Below are 18547 nucleotides of genomic sequence, written 5' to 3' on the forward strand. Positions count from 1 at the left end.
TCGAATGGCGTAGCCAGAGGCAGGTTCTGCCTGGGCACCGGCACCGGTTTTTCGCGTTATTTCTTGAAATAGAGCTCGATATAGTCCTGCATCTTGGCGCGCATGAACCGGCTCGATTCATCCGCCCTGTCTTCCCAGGCGAAGACGCAGGAGGTCATGATGCCGTCAAAACCGATTTCAGCGAGCGTGCCGAAGAAGTCGTCCCATGGCACTTCGCCCTGACCGATATTCAGGTGCTGGTGCACCCTTGCCTGTGTACCGGGCGGGTTGAGAATGTAGCGGAGCCCAGAACTTGCCCTGTGGTTGAAGGTGTCGCCCACATGCACATGGGCCAGCACGTCCTTGGCTTCCCGAAGCATCGCCTTGGTGTCGTCGCCGAAATAGAAGGTGTGTGGCGCGCAATAGAGGAATTTGACGTTCCTGGAGTTGACCGTGCGGATAATATCAAGCGCCGGCTGCAGCGTTTCGCACCAGTCTTCCGGATGCGGCTCGACATGCAGGCTGATGTTCTCGCGCTCGAAGATCGGTACCAGCTCTTCCATCGAGCGCCACCATGCATCCTCGCAGGCCTCGATCATCGAACCCGTATGGCAGCAATAACATGAGCCCTTGTCGGGATGCGGTCCGCGGCCGAACTCCGAGTTCATCGTGTCGACCTCAAGTTCGATTGCGATCTCGATAGCGCGTTTCCAGTGTTTGACCGCTGCCTGCCGCTCGGTTTCATCATTGGAGGCCCAGCGATACATTGGCAGCAGCGCGGCGATGCCGACATCGGCGTCTTTCAAAGCCTTCTTGAAGGACCTGATACGTTCGGGAAACACGCGCGGCGCCTTGAACCATTCGAGGAAATCGGCGCGCGGGCTGAGTTCGATCCAGTCGTAACCGAGCTCCTTAACTTTGGCGGGCAGCTCATCGAGGCTGGTGAAACGGTGCATGTGGGGGTCGATGGCGATTTTCATCGATCTTGATCCTTCTTATGTCTCGACTGGATGGCGAGGGCGGATGGCCGCAAAGGCAATGGACGCCATCACAAGCGACGCGGTTCGTATCGCGAAAGATTTCCTGAAAAATGCCATTGCTTCCTCCCCGCCCATCTTCCCGATGGGCCTGAATGACAGGCCGATTTATATCTTTCATTTTCGCGGAAATGGAATTTATATTTCATTTGGCGTTGCATTTCGTATCATTTCATGTCATTCATCAATGATACGATTGAGGGCGCCATGAATCGACCCACCATTGCCGATCTTGCGAGAGCCGCGGGCGTCAGCATCTCCACTGTCAACCGGCTGCTGCACGGTTCGAGCGCCGTACGTCAGGATACGATCGATCAGATTCTCAAGGCGGCGCAGGAGATCGGGTTTTATGGTCTGGGCACCATCAAGGACCGAAGGCGCGAGGCCTTGCCACATTACAGGCTGGGCTTCCTGCTGCAGCAATCCCACCGGCCGCTTTACCGCCTTTGGGGAGAAGGGATCGTCGCTGCCGCACATCAGAGGCTGGAAAGCGTCATCGAGCCGGACGTGGTTTTTGAGGACGATCTTTCACCGGAGGCCGTTTCCGCCAATCTCCTGAAGATGGGGCAGTCCTGCAACGCAATTGCGGTTGTGACTGCCGATCACCCGCTGGTGAGCCAGGCCATTGATGAGTTGCGGAGCAAAGGTGTTCCCGTGGTGACCTATGTGTCCGATCTGTCAGCGGCGAGCCGGGCGGGTTTTGTCGGAACCGACAGCTGGAAACGCGGCCGGACGGCCGCTTGGTTCCTCAGTCAGACCGTGAAAGGCGAGGGAGTGGTCGTGCCCCTGATCGGCAGCAACCGTTATCAGTGCCAGGATGTTTCAGATGCTAGTTTTCGCTCCTACATGCGCGAGAACACGCCGGAACTGCAGGTAGCGGAAACACTGCTGACCCATGAAGAGCCGGAAAATGCCTATGCCGTCATTCGGGACATCATTGCTGCCGAACCAGGGCTCAGGGGGATATATGTCAATGGCGGCGGCATATCGGGCGTCTTGCGGGCGCTCAGGGAGCTGCCTGCGGAGAAACAGCGCGGCATAAAGATCGTCTGCAACGATATCGGCCCGGAAACGCGCAAGGGCTTGAATGAGGGGCTGATTACCGCTTCGCTGCCACTGCCCCTCGACAGGATGCCGCAACAATTGATCGACGTGATGTTGCGGCGCATCGAGAACGCGGATTCGTCTTCCGTCGAACAGCGGATCGTACCCTTTGAAATCCTGACGCCGGAAAGCATCTGGACATGATCGCAGGGTGACGGGAATTCAAAATCCCCGAACCGCGTGAAATTACCGATTGGAAAAGCCACTCCACACAAAGACCGGTGGTGCGCGCGCCTGTTACGATAAGTGGTGAAGAATGGCAGCGGTTGGTGGCACGGTGCGAGAACGCGGACGCTTTTCGTAGTCGGCTTTTTATGGGCAACCATGCTTACCGCAGAACCGAAGAGAGAAACTCGCGGGTCCGCTCTTCTTTCGGCTCTCCAAAAATTTCCTCCGGCTTTCCCTGTTCGCAGATGCGCCCCTTGTCGAAGAAGCAGACCCTGTCCGATACCTCACGGGCAAAGCGCATTTCGTGGGTGACAAGCAGCATCGTCAGATCGTGCTCATGCGCGAGATCGCGGATGACGGAGAGCACTTCGCCCACCAGCTGCGGGTCCAGCGCCGAGGTCGGCTCATCGAAAAGCAATACACGCGGGCGCATGGCGAGCGAGCGGGCGATGGCGACACGCTGCTGTTGTCCGCCGGAAAGCTGAACCGGATAATGATCTTTCTTGTCCGCAAGCCCCACCATTTTCAATAGTTCGATCGCACGCGCCTCAGCCTCTCCACGGGCGATACCCAGAACACGCACCGGCGCCTCCACGATGTTGCGCAGCACGGTCATATGCGGAAAGAGATTGAAGCTCTGGAAAACCATGCCGACGTGGTTGCGGATCTGGCGCAGGTGTTTTTCCGAGGCCATGAAGGGGCCCTTGCCTCCCGGCTCATGGTAAGACATGTCAGCCAGCGTCAGTTTTCCCTCCTGGAAGGGTTCGAGTGTCATGAGAATGCGCAGGACCGTCGACTTGCCGGAGCCGGAAGGGCCGATGAGGGTGACTTTTTCACCCTTCGCCACGCTGAAATTGAACTGGTCGAGCACCGTCAGAATGCCGAAGCGTTTCGTGACATCCGAAAATTCGATGAGTGGCTGATTGGTGGTGTTGGTCATCGCAAGGGTATTCCTGCTTTTGGGAGCGCCCTTTGCAGGCGGCTGAGGCCTGCCGAGCAGATTATGGTCAGAAGGAGGAAGATCAGGCCGACAAGCGTCAGCGGCACCAGATATTCGAAGGTGCGTTCGCCGATCATGTTGGCAAGCCCCATCATCTCAAGAACCGTGACGACCGATAGCACCGGCGTTTCCTTGATCATGGCAACGAGATAGTTGCCCATGGCTGGAACGATGCGCGGAATGGCCTGGGGAATGATGATATCACGATAGGTTTGCATGCGCGTCAGGTTAAGCGCGGTCGCCGCTTCCCATTGGCCATGATGTATCGCCTCTATGCCGCCGCGATAGACCTCGGAAGTATAGGCCGCATATTGCAGGCCGAGCGCCAGCGCGCCGGTCAGAAACGCGGGCAAGACAATGCCGAAATCCGGAAGCACGTAATAAAGAAAGAACAGCTGCACCAGAAGCGGCGTATCGCGCAGGAATTCGACCACCAGCGCAGTCGGCCAGGAAATCATCTTTACCCGGCTGCGGCGCAGCAGCGCAAAGACAAGTCCCAGAACCAGCGCAATGGCAAAACCGGCGGCGGCTGCCTTCAGCGTCACGGTCAGGCCGATCAGAATGATGGGCAGGATGGAGGTCGTGTAGGTGAGCCAGGTGGTCGTGTCCCATTCGTAACCATACATCATGAGAAGATATCCTTACGAATGGCGCGTGCGCGGGAAGACGTTGCCACGGCGCACGAAGCGTTCGATCACCCGGATGAGGACCATCAGGATCAACGACATCGCGAAATAACAAAGCAGCGTAATCGAATAGATGCTGGCGCTATCGAGCGTGAGGTTGCGGATCGACTGCGCCGCGAAGGTGAGGTCGGCAATCGAGATCAGCGAGACAAGCGAAGAAAGCTTCAGCGTCTCGATGGCGAGATTACCGAAGGCCGGCATCATCTCAACGACAGCTTGCGGCAGCGAAATGCGAAACAGCGTCTGCATGCGTGTGAAGTTCAGTGCGCGTGCGGCTTCCAGCTGTTGCACCGAGACGGAGGACAGCGCGCCGCGAACGATTTCCGCGCCGTAGCCGCCAGCATGGGCGGCAAGCACCAGCACCCCCGTCGTGATCGGATCGAAGCTCAACCCGACCAGCGGCAGGGCATAATAGAACCAGAATAGCTGCACCAGCAGCGAGGTGCCGCGAAACACTTCCGTATAACAGAGCGCGATTGCCGACAGGATGGGTCCGCCCTCGACGCGCAGAATGCCGAAGAAGAAAGCGAGTACGGTGCCGACGACAAGTGCTGCCACCGTAATCGTCATGGTGACGACGGCGCCTTGCCACAACATCGGCAGATAGGCAGTCATGTCCATCTGGAGTTTTCCCGAATTCCCGAGGAACGGCGCCCGGTTATGCCCGGGCGCCGGCTGGCATTATTTGCCGGCGCAGAGATCGGCGACCTTCTTTTCGGCCGCTGCCGCGATACTCTGTTCGGAGAGGCCGTATTTGGCGAGGATTTTCTTGTAGTCGTCCGTCTTGCGGAATTCGACGAGGGCAGCGTTGAAGGCGTCACGCAACTCCTTGTCTTCCGGGCGGAAAGCGAAACCACCGTAGTTGCGCACCGGCGCATCCTTCACGACCGGATCGGTGAAAGGCTTCACCTGCTCGACGTTCGCCTGATCCTTGGCGAGTTCCGAAACCGTCAGCTCCGTGGCCGCATAGGCGTCGGCGCGGCTCTGCACGGTTGGGATGGCATCGGCATTGGCTGGGATGAAGACGATCTGTTCTTCCTTGACGCCAACGGCGCGCAGGAAGTCGACATTGTTCGCGCCCGACACGACGGCCACCTTCAACGAAGGGTCCTTTGCGATATCGGCGTAGGTGGTCAGCTTTTTCGGATTACCTTTCTTCACCAGCAGGCCTTCGCCATAGGACGAGTTCGGCTCGGTAAAGGCAACCTGCTTGCAGCGCTCGGGTGAGATGTTCTGTTCCGCGGCCGCAAAATCGAAGCGACGGGCTTTAAGGCCGGGGATCAGCGTGCCAAAGGGCGTCACCGTCCAGTTGACCTCTTCGATGCCCATGGATTTCAGAACGGCATTGGCCACATCCGGACCGATGCCGGCGGAGGTGCCGTCGGGCTGCATATAGGAATAGGGCACCTCATTGGCCGTGGCGGCGCGAATGTAGCCCTGGCTTTTGACTTCTTCGACGGTCAGCGCGCTGGCTGACGTCACGCCAATGGTAAGGGCGAGGGCGGAAAGGCCGGCGAATTTGGTGATCTTCATGTTCTAACTCCTCTGGTTGGGTTGCGTGGTCCGTTTTCGGATCTCACGGTGTTCTGGTGGCTAGGTATTCTCCGTGACCGTGGCGATGACGGAAAGGCAGTCTCCAGCCTTGATGAGGCCGGGTACGTGGCGCGCGGCAAGCAGCCCTGACATGGAGGCGCGGTAATCGACCGGTGCGAGGCCGGTTTTCCCGATGGGATAAACCCGTGCGATTGTCTCACCAACCGTGACCGCGTCTCCCAGATCGCGGACAAAGGCTACGAGACCGTCGTCTTCGGCAAAGGTGAAGCAGTCGCTGGAGGGCATATCCAGCCAACGGCTTGGCGCGGCAACGGGCGAACCGGCCAATATGCCTGCATGTCGCAGCAGATTGATGGTGCCCCTGCGGGCGATATCGATCGATTTCGCGCTCGCCGTGCCGGCGCCGCCGAGTTCGGTGGTGACAAAGACCTTGCCCATTTCCTCGACGGTCGTGTCCAGCATGCCGACGGCGTCGATTTCCAGCATCTTCATCGAATAGGGGGCAGCAAAAGCGGCCACGGCATCAAAGCAACGGCTTTCCTGAGTTTTATCGGGCAACTCGTGAGCCGCTGCATAGGGCAGGAAATCAAGCGTCCTGCCGCCGGAATGAAAATCGAGAACGATATCCGCGAGCGGTATCAGATGACGGGTGACGTAGTCGGCAATCTTCTCCGTCACGGTACCGTCAGGGCGACCGGGAAAGCTGCGATTGAGGTTTCCCCGGTCGATGGGTGAGGTGCGTGTACCTGCGCGAAAGGCCGGGTAGTTGAGCGCTGGGACAATGATGATGCGGCCTTTCACTTCGGCCGGGTCGAGCGTCTGGGCGAGTTCGAAAAGCGCCGCCGGCCCCTCATATTCATCGCCGTGATTAGCGCCGGTCAAAAGGGCGGTCGGCCCCTCACCATTGGCGATAACGCAGATCGGGATCATCACCGAGCCCCAGGCACTGTCATCGCGGCTGTAGGGCAGCCGCAGATGACCGTGTTGCACGCCCTTGCCGTAGAAATCGACGGAGGGCGTGATCGGGGAGGGGCGAAGCGCGGTCTTCAACATCGTCTCAGCCCTTCACGAAGAGTTGCCGCGGTACATTGGAAAGGCATTCGACACCGGTGTCGGTAATCGCGATGCTCTCGGTGATTTCGAGCCCCATGTCCTCCAGCCACAGGCCGGTCATGAAATGGAACGTCATGCCGGGTTTCAGCTCCGTGCGGTCGCCGGGGCGAAGGCTCATGGTCCGCTCGCCCCAATCAGGCGGATAAGAAAGTCCGATCGGATAGCCGGTGCGGTTGTCCTTGATGATCCCGTATTTTTTCAACACGGCAAAAAAGGCATTGGCGATGTCTTCGCAGGTATTGCCGGGCTTGGCTGCGGAAAGACCGGCCTCCATGCCCTCGAGCGTTGCTTTCTCTGCGTCAAGGAATGCCTGTGTCGGTTTGCCGAGAAAGACAGTGCGTGACAGCGGGCAATGATAACGACGGTACGCGCCGGCGATTTCGAAGAAGGTGCCTTCGCCTGAGCGCATTGGCTTGTCGTCCCACGTCAGGTGCGGGGCGGAGGCGTCGGCACCGGAAGGAAGGAGCGGCACGATGGCGGGATAGTCGCCGCCGAATTCTGCGGTGCCCCGAATGCCGGCATCGTATATCTCTGCCACGAGATCGCACTTGCGCATACCCGGTTCAACGACGTCGACGATACGCTTGTGCATCAGTTCGACGATCTTGCCGGCCTTGCGCATATAGTCGAGCTCGGTCGGGCTTTTGACAGCACGCTGCCAGTTCACGAGGCCGGCGGCGTCCTTGAAACGTGCGTTTGGCAGATGTTTCTGCAGCGATGCGAAGGCTGCTGCCGAGAAATAATAATTGTCCATTTCGACACCGACCGCCAGGCCTGACCAGCCCCGTTCCTCGATGATCTCAGACAACAGGTCCATCGGGTGCCGTTCGGTCGATTGAACATAGTGATCGGGATAGCCGATGATATTGTCATGGGCGAGGTATGCCGTGCGCTTGGCTCCATTCGCATCCTGCTTGCGACCGTACCAGATCGGCTCACCATCAGGCGGCACGAGCACACATTGGTGGACGTAGAAGGACCAGCCGTCATAACCCGTCAGCCAATGCATGTTGGACGGGTCGGTGACGACAAGCAGGTCGATACCGGCACTTTCCATGGCTTTCCGGGTTTTAGCCAGGCGCGCGGCATATTCCTCGCGCGTAAAGTTCAGCGTTACACTCACGCTGCGTCTCCCATTTTTACGCTGTTTTCGATGATTTGTCCGCTGCCTGCGTCTTTGGCGCGGGCAAAGGCGAGATTGGCGATGGCTGTGTCCTGCACGCCGGTGCCGGTCAGATCGGCAAAGGTGATGTCTTCGTTCGAGAGGCGGCCCTGTGACTTGCCGGCAATCACCTCTCCAAGCTCCGCGAAGGACTGATCCCGCTCGACGTAACCCGCGGCAATCGCGTGATGCAATTCGCCGAGAATGCGGGTCTGCGTAAGCCTGTCCGCGACATAGCGCACTCTGGCGAATACGGCCGGATCGATTTCGTTCTTGTGCTCGGCATCCGATCCCATCGCGGTCAGATGCTGGCCTTCTTCCAGCCAGTCGGCGAGCAGGATTGGCTTTTCGGCCGGTGTCGTGGTGACGATGATGTCTGCGCGCCGCACGGCCGCCTGGGGATCGGCCACCGCGGAAACTTCGATGCCGTGTTCCCTGGTAAAATCGTTTGCGAGCTTTTCAGCCTTGTCATGGTTCCGAGCCCAGATCCGGACGGATTTGATCGGGCGTACCAGCGTCAACGCCTCAAGCTGCAGACGCGCCTGCATGCCCGCCCCGAAAATCGTTGCGACGGACGCGTCCTTTCGCGCCATGTGCCGCGCCGCAACTGCGCCAGCCGCAGCGGTGCGCACATCGGTGAGATAACCGTTGTCGAGAAGCAGGGCCTCCACCAGCCCGGTCCTCGCGCTGAAGAGGATCATCAGGCCATTGAGGCTCGGTAGCCCAAGGCTCGGATTGTCGAAGAAGCCGGGGCTGACCTTGATGGCAAAGCCGTCGAAACCCGGCACATAGGCAGTCTTAACATCCACTTCGCCGCGAAATTCGGGAATATCGAGCCGGAGGATCGGCGGCATGGCGACAGCTTTGGTGGCAAGGGCGCCCAAGGCCTGCTCCACGCAGTTGACCGCGGAAAGGTCGAGCTTAACGATGGCGCGCAGGTCTTTTTCGGTGAGGATGGTGATGCGGCTCATGCGGCTCCCCTGTCGATGATGGTCTTGTGGAGCGCCGGATCGATGTTTCCGCCCGATACGATGATCGTGGTCGGGCCGCTGATGTTGACCTTGCCCGACAGGATGGCGGCGAAGCCAACGGCGCCCGCGCCTTCCACTGTCAGGCCTTCCTCGTGCGCCGCATGGCGGATGCCTGCTGCGATCTCGTCTTCGGAAACCAGCACGATGTCATCAAGCAATGCCTGGCAAAGTGCAAAGGTCACACGGTTCGCCAGTCCAATCCCGCCGCCGAGCGAATCCGCCAGCGTTTCTTCCTCCTGGACCGAGACGGGGCGACCGGCTTTAACCGACGCATGCATGGCCGCACCCCGCTCCATGGAAATACCGACGACCCGCGCCCTCGGCTTCAACGCTTTCACCGCAACGGCGATACCGCCCGCAAGGCCTCCGCCTGATAGCGGAACGAGAATTGTCGCCAGTTCAGGCATGTCCTCGACAACCTCGAGACCAATCGTGCCTTGGCCCGCCACGACGTCGCTATGATCGAACGGAGGTATAGCGGTCAGGCCATGGCTTCTGGTCAGGCGCTCCACTTCCTCCTGCGCGTCATCCTGTGATCTGCCGACGATCCGGATGTCGGCGCCAAGCGCGCGGATTGCCTCCACCTTGTTTGTCGGCACTAGCGCCGACATGCAGATGGTGGCGGGAATGCCGAGTTTCTCTGCCGCATAGGCCACCGCCCGGCCATGATTGCCTGTCGAGGCGGTGACGAGGCCACGTTTGCGCGCCTCATCGTCAAGCGAGAATATGGCATTCATCGCGCCGCGCAGTTTGAAGGCGCCGATTGGTTGACGGGTTTCAAGCTTCAGATGAACGGGATGGCCACAGCGTTCGGACAGATTGTCCGAGCGGACCAGCGGGGTTCGCTCCACCTGTCCGGCAAGCCGCGCGGCCGCCTGCTCTATCGCGGCCAGCGAGACCGGAAGCGGGCTTTTTTCGGCGGATATGGACGGGTTTTCGCTCTTCATGATTGTCATGTTGTGAGCGAAGTAAAATCATGTCAATTATTATATTGTAATGATTCAATGATTTTCGATCGACAGCCTCAGCCGATCGAGCCGATATCGTAGACGGGCGGCAGTTGTTCGAAGGTCTGCCGCACCGTGGTCAGAGCTTTGATAAGGGTTGCATGATTGAGGCGGCCGCCGAGGCATATGCGGATGCCGCCGCCGTGGCCGGGTCCGGCAATGAATGGTTCTGATGGGGTTACCGCGACATTCTGGTTCGTCAGCGCGCGCACCAGGCCGTCCTCCGTCCAGCGCGTCGGGACCTTCAGCCAGGCGCAGAAGGAAAGGGGATGGGTCGAGGCGATATGCTGGCCTAGGATATCCACGGCAATTTTCTGCCGCGCCCGTGCCTCGGCGCGCTGCACATCCAGCAGCCGCAAGGCAGTGCCGTTTTCGACCCAGCGCGTCGCTATTTCGGCCGTGAGATAGGTTCCGCTCCAGCTCGATACCCGCAGGATGGACGCGGCGCGGATGGAGTAGGCTGGCGGCACGACAAGATAGCCGACGCGCAGCCCCGTCAGGACCGCTTTGGTGAAGCTGGTGACGAAAAAGCCGAGATCAGGCAGCATTTCAGTGATGGATGGCAAATCATCCTCGATGATCGGCCGATAGACTTCGTCTTCAATGACGAAGATGCCATAGCGTTCAGCGATCGCGGCGATCGCCTGCCGTCGCGCCGGGCCCGACACATGTCCGGTGGGATTGTTGAGGGTCGGAATGAGCACCAGCGCTCGCACACCACCGGCTGCGCACGCGGCCTCCAGCGCATCGGGCAATATGCCCTCGCCATCCGTGGGCAGGCCCTTGAGGCTGAAACCGAGAATGTTCGACAGGCCGATAATGCCGTGGTCCGTGAGGTTCTCGCAGAGAACCACGTCGTTCGATCGAATGATGCAGCTCAGGGCAAGGAAAATGCCGTGGGCTGCGCCGTTAGTGACGAGGATACGCTCCGCACCGGCGGTCACGCCCATCATGGTGAGCCAGGTTCGGGCGGTTTCGCGATGGCTGTCGAGGCCGGCCACCGGCCGGCAGGGGCGCATGAAACCCGAATTGTCGCCATCGGCCAATTCACGAAGGATGGCGCGTGAGGCGTTTTCATGCTTGTCGAGATAGACGCCGCGGATAATGGAGAGATCGAGGACCTCAGTCGGGCTGTGGTCGAGCATCATGCGGCCCGCCCGGTCCGTCACCCGTGTCTTCACGAAGGTGCCTCGGCCGATTTCGCCGCTGAGATAGCCGAGCCGCTCGGCCTCCTTGTAGGAGAGGCTGACGGTCTGGACAGACAGTCCGAGTTCACGCGCCAGATCGCGGTGCGTCGGCATGCGGTCCATCGGCTTCAGAACGCCGGCGTCGATATCGGCGATGATGCGTTCGGTCAGTGCCGAATGTTTCGTTTCGCCCTTCTGCTTGGCGAGAACTGGCCGCCATGCCACCGGTTTCGTTGCGGGAACCGGATCGAGGCTGAGCGGATTGGCTTGACGGCGCATGAAATTGTCTCGTTTTAGACGAAGATGATTTCATGACATTATGCACGGTTCGGTGAAAAGATGAAGCCTTATGCAGCGTAGATGACAATTGCATCCAAAACAGGCGCAATTGTCATCTCCCTGCTGTCCAGACGAGCAGTTCCCGGTCCGGTAAAAGCCTGGCTGGTGATCAGATTTTTTCGCCAGCCTGGACCAGATCATCCATGACGCTGCGGACGGCGGCTTCGGCGATGGCGATGATCTCGTCCACCTCCGCCTTCGTCGTCACGAGCGGCGGTGCAAAGCCCAGAATATCGCCATGCGGCATGGCCCGCGCAATAAGGCCGCCATTGCGTGCTGCCTTCGAAACGCGTGCACCAACCGCAAGCCCCGGTGCAAAACGTGTCTTCTTTTCCCGGTCCGCCACGAATTCGATGGCGCCCATCAGGCCCACGCCACGCACCTCGCCGACGATTGGAAGCTGTGCGAACCTTGCCTTCAACTGCTCCTGAAAATAGTTGCCGACGGCCCGTGCATTGCCCGGCAGGTCTTCCTTTTCCACGATATCAAGCACGGCGTTTGCCGCAGCCGCACCGATGGGATGTCCGGAATAGGTGTAGCCGTGCGAGAAGGCGCCGACGCGATCAGCGCCGTCCTCCATCACCTTGTAGACTTTCTCTCCTACGATCGCGCCGGAGAGCGGGAAATAGGCTGATGTCAGCCCTTTGGCGACGGTGATCAGATCCGGCTCGATGCCGTAATGTTGTGAGCCGAACATGGAGCCTGTACGCCCGAAGCCGGTAATCACCTCATCGGCGATCAACAGGACATCGTATTTTCTGAGAACATCCTGTATCGCCGGCCAGTAGCCTTCCGGCGGCGGCGTGATACCCCCCGTGCCAAGCACCGGTTCAGCAATAAAGGCACCGATTGTGTCGGGGCCTTCGCGCAGAATGAGCTCTTCCAGTTCGTCGGCGCGCCGTTTTGAGAATTCCAGTTCAGTTTCACCGGCTTCAGCGCCCCAATAATGGTGGGGGACGCCGGTATGCAGCACGCCAGCGCGCGGCAGGTCCATGTGGTCATGATAAAAGCTCATGCCGGTCATGGAACCGGAAACGACGCTGCAGCCGTGATATCCCCGCTCGCGGGAAATGATCTTCTTCTTCTCCGGTTTGCCGCGCAGATTGTTGTAATACCAGACGAGCTTGGCCTGGGTCTCGTTGGCGTCCGAGCCGGACATGCCGTAAAACACCTTGCTCATCTTGCCGGGAGCCATCTTCACCAGCCGGTCGGACAGGATCGCCAGTTCGTCCGTCGTGTGAGCGGCGTAGGAATGATAATAGGCGAGCCGATAGGCCTGACGGGAAATGGCTTCCGCCACCTCGGTGCGACCGTAACCGACATTGACGCAATAAAGACCGGCAAAGCCATCGATCAACTGCTTGCCGTGGGCGTCCTGAATGCGGATGCCCTTGCCGGTTTCAACGATGGTCGGTTCCCCGAGCTTGCCGCTGGCGAAGTCCTTCAGCTGCGTGAAGGGGTGCAGAACCGCATTTCGATCCATTTCCGCGATATTTTTGATGTCGATGGTCATAGGCGGGTTCCTTTCAGGCAGCCAGATTGCCGAAGCAGACATATTTGGGTTCAAGATATTCCATCAGGCCGTGGCGCGAGCCTTCGCGACCGAGGCCGGATTGTTTCCAGCCGCCGAAGGGAATTGGCGCACCGGTGAATTTCGGCGTATTGACGGCAACCATGCCGTATTCCAGCTGGTCGGTCAGGCGCATCGCCCGGCCCAGATCGTTGGTGTAGACATAGGCCGCAAGCCCCATCTCGGTAGCATTGGCGCGGCGGACGACCTCATTCTCGTCATCGAAGGGAAGGATGGCGGCCACAGGCCCGAAGGTTTCCTCACGTGCGATCAGCATGTCTTCAGTCACATCAGCCAGCACGGTTGGCGTTACGAAATTGCCGCCGAGCGGACTGTCCTGCCCGCCGCAGACGAGGCGCGCGCCGGCGGAAAGCGCCTGTGCGATCTGCTGACGGCACTTTTCGGCGACCAACGGCCGTGTCATCGGCCCAATGTCGATGCCCGGTTCAAGGCCGTGGCCAACGGTCAGTCTGGAAGTTGCGTCGGCAAACCGATCGATGAAGCGGTCATAGAGCGTTCGCTGAACATAGATGCGATTTGCCGCCAGGCAGTCCTGGCCAGATGTAGCGAATTTGGCGCTGATGCACCCCGCCACCGCTTGAGAAAGATCAGAATCCCCAAATACAATGAAGGGTGCATGACCACCCAGCTCCAGCGAAGCTTTCTTGACGGTTGCCGCCGACTGGGTAAGGAGCAGCCGCCCGACCTCCGTCGAGCCAGTGAAGGAGAACGCCCGCACATCGGTATGCTCCAGAAGACGACGCGCCAGAGGCGCGGCTTCACCGGGCAGTACCTGCAATACGCCGGCCGGCATGCCTGCCTCCTCCGCAAGTTTTGCCAGAGCCAGCGCCGAGAGCGGAGTTTCGGGTGCCGGCTTGACGATCATGGTGCAACCGGCGGCAAGGGCCGCTCCTGCCTTGCGGGCTATCATGGCTGACGGGAAGTTCCATGGCGTGATCGCTGCCGTTACGCCGATCGGCTGCATCCGTACGGAGAGATTGCCACCTTTCAGGTGGCTCGGTATTGTCTCGCCATAGGATCGCTCGCCTTCGCTTGCGAACCAGTCGAGAAAATTGGCCGCGTAGGAAATTTCCCCCTGCGATTCTTCCAGCGGCTTGCCCTGCTCGGCGCTGATGATAATGGCGAGATCGCGCGCATTGTCGCGCATCATTCTGCCCCAGCTCCGCAGGATGTCGCCGCGTTCTACCGGCAGCGTCTCGCGCCAGTGAAGGAAGGCTGCGCTGGCGGCCTCTATGGCGGAATCGACATCATCGAGAGAGCAGGCGGTCACATCCACGAGATGGCCGCCGCCTGCTGGGTCGATAACGCTCAGCCTCTCGCTGCGCTCCACCCATACCCCGCCCAAAAAGGCGCGATGCTCGATCAGATCGGGCCGGCGAAGGTTCTTCAACGCGGCGCTGGCAATACCTTTCATGAATATGCTCCATTTTCATTTGCGTGGAGCTTAGCGTCGCTGCATGATCGATCTCCGGCATTTATTTCCTGCTTGACGCAGAAATAATGCTAATTTTTACCCAAGTACGCAGGAATTCTGCATGACCAATATTGATCGAGCCGACAGGGCGCTGCTTGACGCCGTGCAAAAGAACAACCGTCTGACGTCGGAGGAGCTTGCGCGGATCGTCAATCTCTCGCCGACGGCCTGCCAGAGGCGGCTCAAGCGATTACGGGAGGAGGGAGTGATCGAGGCGGATGTGGCGATTATCTCGCCCAAAGCCGTGGGACGGGGCATCACCATGATTGTCCTCGTGTCGCTGGAACGGGAGCGCGCGGACATCGTCGATCGCTTCAAGGCGGCGATCCGTGCGACGCGCGAAGTCATGATCGGCTATTATGTCACCGGTGATGCCGATTTCATTCTGGTAATCACGGCAAAGGACATGGAGGACTACGAGGCCTTCACCCGCCGCTTCTTTTATGAAAACCACGACATTAAAGGGTTCAAGACAATGGTCGTCATGGACCGCGTGAAGGCCGGATTCGCCTTTCCTATCGAAGACTGACCGGCCAGAGGCCTGCTAACATGTCTGTGTCGGGACTTCCGCCTTTTGTACGGTCGTTCTAGTTCTGGACGGGCTGCAAGACCCCGCCCAAGCAGCGGGAAAGGAAGGAGGTCCGGATATCCGTGCGATGACAGATCCGGAGCCTCCGGGAACTGCGAGTTCATGTAAGCCTGCGCAGGCAGATCATGCGCTCGCAATTTGGAACATTGTCGCGCGCTATTGCGTGATTTCGGGCTCCACGAGCTTGGCAAGCTTGCGCAGTGACTCCTGCCAGCCGAGATAACACGCATCAGCCGGAATGATATCCGGCACGCCCTCCTGTTCGATATTCACTTCGGTGCCGGATGCCACTGCCTTCATGTTCACCGTGACTTTCATTTCGCCAGGCAGGTTGGGATCGTCGAAGCGGTCCGTGTAGACAAGGCGCTCTCCGGGCACGAGTTCAACATAGGTCCCGCCAAAGGAATGACTGTCGCCCGTCGTGAAATTTCGGAAAGACATCCGGTGATTGCCGCCGACCTTCGCATTCAGTTCATGAACGGTACAGGTGAACCCGAATGGCGGGAGCCAGCTTGAAATCGCATCCGGTTCGATGAAAGCGCGATAGAGCTTTTCGGGTTTCGTTGCGAAGACGCGATGTAGACGAATGACGCTTGGCATGGTTTCCTCCTGTTGATGCGTTGTCATTCAACGTGGTCGATCATTGTCGGGCTGAACAGCAGCCGGATATAGCGGTGAAGATGGTCGAGGCTTTCGACGGCTTGCTGCGGATTCCCGCTCGCTTTTGCCAGAATGAAGGCGCCCTGGATGACGGCTTGAATGTGCAGGGCAAGACTTTCCGCCGTAAATGTCTCTGTTATCCTGTATTGATCCAGGGCTGCTTCGATATCGCTGACAAGTGTTTCGGCGTGGCCTGAAATGCTATTCCAGCACGCTTGCCGGATCGCCTCGCTGGTCTCGTAAACCTCCTGCGCCATGGTGCCGACAAAGCAGGTAAAATCCGGCAATTCGCCCTGTATCAACTGCTTGCGGAAGGCGACATAGTTCAGCAGTCGCTCCAGTGGATCAGCGGCATCGTGATAGGACGCGGTTTCGAACACGGCACCGGTTACCTCCGACCAGTGCTGGGCAGCCGCGACCGCCATTTCCTCCTTGCTGGAGAAATGGTGAAAGAATGCACCTTTGGACAGCTCGGCCTTGGCGCAGACATCGTCAACTGTCGTCGCGGCGTAACCTTTCGTCCGGATCACGGTAAATGCCGCCTCCAGCAGGCCCGGCCTGGTCAATGGGTTCTGTTTCCTTGCCACATCAAATCTCCCTTGCTTGATTAAATACAGACTAGTCGGTATTTAATCAAGCGGAATTTTACTGGTGTGTTGTCCCGGTGACTTCGCGGTCCAATATTGTTGGGCAGGATGGCGCATAACAGAAGGCGCGTTTACGGATCCCGCGAGGGAGCGCGCCGCTCCCGCGCCGTCATTAATGCGCAGATCCGGGCAGTTCTACTCCAGCGCCACCATGTAGGCTGGTAACTGTTCTTCGAAAAATTTCGAGAAAGTTGCGATGCGGGGCGGCAGGGCCTGATAGGGCGGATAATAGAGTGTCAGCCAGAGTTCCGGCGGCGACCAGCCGGGCAGGACATGGACGAGGCGGCCACTGTGGATATGCTGTGCGATGTTGAAGCCCGGCAGCAAGGCGACCCCTGCGCCATCCGCAGCCATATCGGCCAGAACCTCGCCGCTATTGGCGCTGAAGGCACGACCTGCCGTTATCGTGATACTTGACCCGCCATCTGACAGAACCCAATTCTCCCGACGGCTCTCGCCGCTGTAGGCAAGGCAATCGTCAGGCGTCAGTTCAGCGGGGTGTTTCATCTGCGCGAACCGGCTGCCCGGAGCCGCCACCAATATGCGCGGCACAGCCCTGATCTTGCGCCATATGGTGAATTTGTCCGATGGGGCGGACGAGATACGGATCGCCAGATCGTAGTCATCATCCACGATATTGACCAGGCCGTCCGATAACGAAATCTCGAAGCACATTTTCGGATAGAGTTCCCGGAAGCCCGACAGGATCGGCGGCAGCACCGTTTTGCCGAGCCATGTCGGCGCGCTGATCCTCAGGCGTCCCTCGTCGGCCTTGTGGGCGTTGCGAACATCGCGCCGGGCGTTCTCCAAAGCCTCGACCGCCGGCTGAATCTGTGCGGCGAAGACGGCCCCGTCCGTCGTGAGCGATACCTGACGGGTGGTCCGGACGAATAATTGCACGCCGAGATCATCTTCAAGTGCTGCAATCGCACGGGTGACGGCCGCTGCCGTCATGCCGAGTTCACGGGCCACCTGCGCGAAGTTGCGCTTTTCGGCCGCCATCAGGAAGGTTTTGAGAGCTTTGTGATCGTTCATCTCTATTATTTCAAAAATCGCAATTCATTCGAGAAAAATATTGCAATTCCGCGATGCAATCAAGCGGGTTACATATTTCTCCATCGAAACGGGCATACCAACAGCGAAAGGCGCCGACGATGATCAAGGATATCAAGGGCCTGCACCACGTTACCTCGATGGCGTCGGATGCGCGGCAGAACAACAGCTTCTTCACCGATACGCTCGGCCTGCGCCGGGTCAAGAAAACCGTCAACTTCGACGAGCCAAGCGTCTATCACCTTTATTACGGTGACGAAAAGGGAACCCCGGGCACGGTCATGACGTATTTTCCCTTCGCCAACATGATGGCCGGCCGTCCGGGCGTCGGCGAAGTAGGCGAGACGCAGTTTTCCGTTCCCAAGGGTTCGCTCGGCTTCTGGAAAGATCGTCTCATTACGAAAGGTGCCGCCGGCCTTCAGGCCGATACGGTCTTCGGTGCACAGCGCCTGCGTTTTACCGGTCCGGATGGCGATGGACTCGCGCTGATCGAAACGGATAACGATGCCCGCGCTCCATGGCTTGCCGAGGGCATCTCCGAAGACAACGCCATACGCGGCTTTACCGGCGCGCGCTTCAATCTGAATGATACGGCGGCGACCGAGGAACTGCTTCGCTTCATGGGATATGAGCGCGCCGATGCAGAAGGCGATGTAACCCGCTTCGTCATTCCCGGCGGCAACGGCGCCGATACGATTGATCTCGCCACACTGCCAAAGACGCCCTTTGCCCGTCCGGGAGCCGGTTCGGTTCATCACATCGCTTTCGCGGTTGAAAACCGTCAAAAGCAGCTGGACGTGCGCAAGGCGCTGATGGACACCGGCTATCAGGTCACCCCTGTCATCGACCGCGATTACTTTTGGGCGATCTATTTCCGCACGCCGGGCGGTATCCTGTTCGAAATCGCCACCAACGAACCCGGTTTCGATCGCGACGAGGATACCGCGCATCTGGGCGAAGCGCTCAAGCTGCCAAGCCGTTATGAGCCTTTCCGCAATCAGATCGAGGCGAACCTCGCTCCCCTTGCGGCATAAAGCGGGTCGTTGATCCGCATCCACTGAAGAAATCATATCCACGCTTTCAAGGCGGCTGCCCCTGCCGGGCAGCCGGCCGGCGAAGCCTTGTCAATTTCACCGCCGTCGATCGGCAATCATCACCTGAACGGA

Annotated in this window: 19 protein-coding genes; 4 read left to right on the forward strand and 15 right to left on the reverse strand. The window is 59.1% G+C overall.

The genetic code is table 11. The features are described 5' to 3' along the window. Positions 1-56: 56 nt before the first annotated feature. Positions 57-959 (reverse strand): sugar phosphate isomerase/epimerase family protein, encoded by a 903-nt coding sequence (locus EYD00_RS19100; protein ID WP_022563360.1) that lies wholly within the window; start codon positions 957-959, stop codon positions 57-59. Between EYD00_RS19100 and EYD00_RS19105 the strand changes: the two genes are divergently transcribed. Continuing rightward, on the forward strand, positions 946-1227 hold the full coding sequence (locus EYD00_RS19105; protein ID WP_131258907.1) for a hypothetical protein: 282 nt from the start codon (positions 946-948) through the stop codon (positions 1225-1227). The genes EYD00_RS19100 and EYD00_RS19105 overlap by 14 nt on opposite strands. Next, positions 1224-2264, forward strand: a complete 1041-nt coding sequence (locus EYD00_RS19110; RefSeq protein WP_034500172.1) for a LacI family DNA-binding transcriptional regulator — start codon at positions 1224-1226, stop codon at positions 2262-2264. The genes EYD00_RS19105 and EYD00_RS19110 overlap by 4 nt, the downstream gene beginning before the upstream one ends. A 184-nt stretch (positions 2265-2448) precedes the next feature. Here the strand turns inward: EYD00_RS19110 and ehuA are convergent, their stop codons facing one another. The 11 genes from ehuA to EYD00_RS19165 all read right to left on the reverse strand — a co-directional run bounded on the left by ehuA (position 2449) and on the right by EYD00_RS19165 (position 14372). Beyond that, positions 2449-3228 carry an ectoine/hydroxyectoine ABC transporter ATP-binding protein EhuA gene (ehuA, locus tag EYD00_RS19115; protein ID WP_006699965.1) on the reverse strand — a complete coding sequence of 260 codons (780 nt, stop codon included), beginning with the start codon at positions 3226-3228 and terminating at the stop codon, positions 2449-2451. Further along, positions 3225-3917: an ectoine/hydroxyectoine ABC transporter permease subunit EhuD gene (gene ehuD / locus EYD00_RS19120; protein ID WP_022563363.1), complete on the reverse strand. Its 693-nt coding sequence runs from the start codon at positions 3915-3917 to the stop codon at positions 3225-3227. Before ehuD ends, ehuA begins: the two co-directional genes overlap by 4 nt. 12 nt (positions 3918-3929) lie before the next feature. Continuing rightward, on the reverse strand, positions 3930-4595 hold the full coding sequence (gene ehuC, locus EYD00_RS19125) for an ectoine/hydroxyectoine ABC transporter permease subunit EhuC (RefSeq protein ID WP_022563364.1): 666 nt from the start codon (positions 4593-4595) through the stop codon (positions 3930-3932). Between the two features lie 60 nt (positions 4596-4655). After that, entirely contained in the window at positions 4656-5507 is an 852-nt protein-coding gene (gene ehuB, locus EYD00_RS19130; RefSeq protein WP_022563365.1) for an ectoine/hydroxyectoine ABC transporter substrate-binding protein EhuB, read from the reverse strand. A gap of 60 nt (positions 5508-5567) precedes the next feature. Continuing rightward, entirely contained in the window at positions 5568-6581 is a 1014-nt protein-coding gene (gene doeB, locus EYD00_RS19135) for a N(2)-acetyl-L-2,4-diaminobutanoate deacetylase DoeB (protein WP_022563366.1), read from the reverse strand. Positions 6582-6585: 4 nt separating this feature from the next. Then, entirely contained in the window at positions 6586-7764 is a 1179-nt protein-coding gene (gene doeA, locus EYD00_RS19140; RefSeq protein WP_022563367.1) for an ectoine hydrolase DoeA, read from the reverse strand. Beyond that, on the reverse strand, positions 7761-8774 hold the full coding sequence (gene eutC, locus EYD00_RS19145; RefSeq protein WP_022563368.1) for an ectoine utilization protein EutC: 1014 nt from the start codon (positions 8772-8774) through the stop codon (positions 7761-7763). The genes doeA and eutC overlap by 4 nt, the downstream gene beginning before the upstream one ends. Then, a complete protein-coding gene (gene eutB, locus EYD00_RS19150; RefSeq protein ID WP_022563369.1) occupies positions 8771-9790 on the reverse strand; it encodes a hydroxyectoine utilization dehydratase EutB in 1020 nt (339 codons plus the stop codon). Before eutB ends, eutC begins: the two co-directional genes overlap by 4 nt. 68 nt (positions 9791-9858) lie before the next feature. Continuing rightward, on the reverse strand, positions 9859-11307 hold the full coding sequence (gene ehuR / locus EYD00_RS19155) for a MocR-like ectoine utilization transcription factor EhuR (RefSeq protein ID WP_034500175.1): 1449 nt from the start codon (positions 11305-11307) through the stop codon (positions 9859-9861). A gap of 169 nt (positions 11308-11476) precedes the next feature. Continuing rightward, complete coding sequence (locus EYD00_RS19160) at positions 11477-12880, reverse strand: aspartate aminotransferase family protein (protein WP_022563371.1); 1404 nt, start codon at positions 12878-12880, stop codon at positions 11477-11479. Between the two features lie 13 nt (positions 12881-12893). Next, positions 12894-14372 carry an NAD-dependent succinate-semialdehyde dehydrogenase gene (locus EYD00_RS19165; RefSeq protein WP_022563372.1) on the reverse strand — a complete coding sequence of 493 codons (1479 nt, stop codon included), beginning with the start codon at positions 14370-14372 and terminating at the stop codon, positions 12894-12896. A gap of 121 nt (positions 14373-14493) precedes the next feature. On the opposite strand from EYD00_RS19165, the gene EYD00_RS19170 reads away from it, so the two are divergent. Beyond that, positions 14494-14961: an Lrp/AsnC family transcriptional regulator gene (locus EYD00_RS19170; RefSeq protein ID WP_006699972.1), complete on the forward strand. Its 468-nt coding sequence runs from the start codon at positions 14494-14496 to the stop codon at positions 14959-14961. 216 nt (positions 14962-15177) lie between these two features. On the opposite strand, the gene EYD00_RS19175 is transcribed toward EYD00_RS19170, so the two are convergent. The 3 genes from EYD00_RS19175 to EYD00_RS19185 all read right to left on the reverse strand — a co-directional run bounded on the left by EYD00_RS19175 (position 15178) and on the right by EYD00_RS19185 (position 17363). Then, positions 15178-15621, reverse strand: coding sequence for an SRPBCC family protein (locus EYD00_RS19175; RefSeq protein ID WP_022563373.1), 444 nt, complete (start codon positions 15619-15621; stop codon positions 15178-15180). A 23-nt stretch (positions 15622-15644) separates the two neighbouring features. Beyond that, the gene (locus EYD00_RS19180) at positions 15645-16268 is read right to left on the reverse strand and encodes a TetR/AcrR family transcriptional regulator (protein WP_022563374.1); all 624 of its coding nucleotides are present in this window, start codon (positions 16266-16268) and stop codon (positions 15645-15647) included. Between the two features lie 195 nt (positions 16269-16463). Beyond that, on the reverse strand, positions 16464-17363 hold the full coding sequence (locus tag EYD00_RS19185; RefSeq protein ID WP_004437488.1) for a LysR family transcriptional regulator: 900 nt from the start codon (positions 17361-17363) through the stop codon (positions 16464-16466). 119 nt (positions 17364-17482) lie between these two features. On the opposite strand from EYD00_RS19185, the gene EYD00_RS19190 reads away from it, so the two are divergent. Then, positions 17483-18415 (forward strand): ring-cleaving dioxygenase, encoded by a 933-nt coding sequence (locus tag EYD00_RS19190; protein ID WP_006699975.1) that lies wholly within the window; start codon positions 17483-17485, stop codon positions 18413-18415. The last annotated feature ends 132 nt before the right edge of the window (positions 18416-18547 follow it).

Source organism: Agrobacterium sp. 33MFTa1.1, assembly GCF_004328495.1.
Lineage (GTDB): Bacteria > Pseudomonadota > Alphaproteobacteria > Rhizobiales > Rhizobiaceae > Agrobacterium > Agrobacterium pusense.

Bases quoted from the DNA above. Each gene is read 5' to 3' on its own strand.
- doeB (WP_022563366.1), bottom strand. From the start codon at position 6,581: ATGTTGAAGACCGCGCTTCGCCCCTCCCCGATCACGCCCTCCGTCGAT.
- EYD00_RS19105 (WP_131258907.1), top strand. From the start codon at position 946: ATGGCGATTTTCATCGATCTTGATCCTTCTTATGTCTCGACTGGATGG.
- eutB (WP_022563369.1), bottom strand. From the start codon at position 9,790: ATGACAATCATGAAGAGCGAAAACCCGTCCATATCCGCCGAAAAAAGC.
- EYD00_RS19175 (WP_022563373.1), bottom strand. From the start codon at position 15,621: ATGCCAAGCGTCATTCGTCTACATCGCGTCTTCGCAACGAAACCCGAA.
- EYD00_RS19110 (WP_034500172.1), top strand. From the start codon at position 1,224: ATGAATCGACCCACCATTGCCGATCTTGCGAGAGCCGCGGGCGTCAGC.
- ehuR (WP_034500175.1), bottom strand. From the start codon at position 11,307: ATGCGCCGTCAAGCCAATCCGCTCAGCCTCGATCCGGTTCCCGCAACG.
- EYD00_RS19170 (WP_006699972.1), top strand. From the start codon at position 14,494: ATGACCAATATTGATCGAGCCGACAGGGCGCTGCTTGACGCCGTGCAA.
- EYD00_RS19185 (WP_004437488.1), bottom strand. From the start codon at position 17,363: ATGAACGATCACAAAGCTCTCAAAACCTTCCTGATGGCGGCCGAAAAG.
- eutC (WP_022563368.1), bottom strand. From the start codon at position 8,774: ATGAGCCGCATCACCATCCTCACCGAAAAAGACCTGCGCGCCATCGTT.
- ehuC (WP_022563364.1), bottom strand. From the start codon at position 4,595: ATGGACATGACTGCCTATCTGCCGATGTTGTGGCAAGGCGCCGTCGTC.
- ehuD (WP_022563363.1), bottom strand. From the start codon at position 3,917: ATGATGTATGGTTACGAATGGGACACGACCACCTGGCTCACCTACACG.
- EYD00_RS19100 (WP_022563360.1), bottom strand. From the start codon at position 959: ATGAAAATCGCCATCGACCCCCACATGCACCGTTTCACCAGCCTCGAT.
- EYD00_RS19165 (WP_022563372.1), bottom strand. From the start codon at position 14,372: ATGAAAGGTATTGCCAGCGCCGCGTTGAAGAACCTTCGCCGGCCCGAT.
- ehuB (WP_022563365.1), bottom strand. From the start codon at position 5,507: ATGAAGATCACCAAATTCGCCGGCCTTTCCGCCCTCGCCCTTACCATT.
- ehuA (WP_006699965.1), bottom strand. From the start codon at position 3,228: ATGACCAACACCACCAATCAGCCACTCATCGAATTTTCGGATGTCACG.
- EYD00_RS19160 (WP_022563371.1), bottom strand. From the start codon at position 12,880: ATGACCATCGACATCAAAAATATCGCGGAAATGGATCGAAATGCGGTT.
- EYD00_RS19190 (WP_006699975.1), top strand. From the start codon at position 17,483: ATGATCAAGGATATCAAGGGCCTGCACCACGTTACCTCGATGGCGTCG.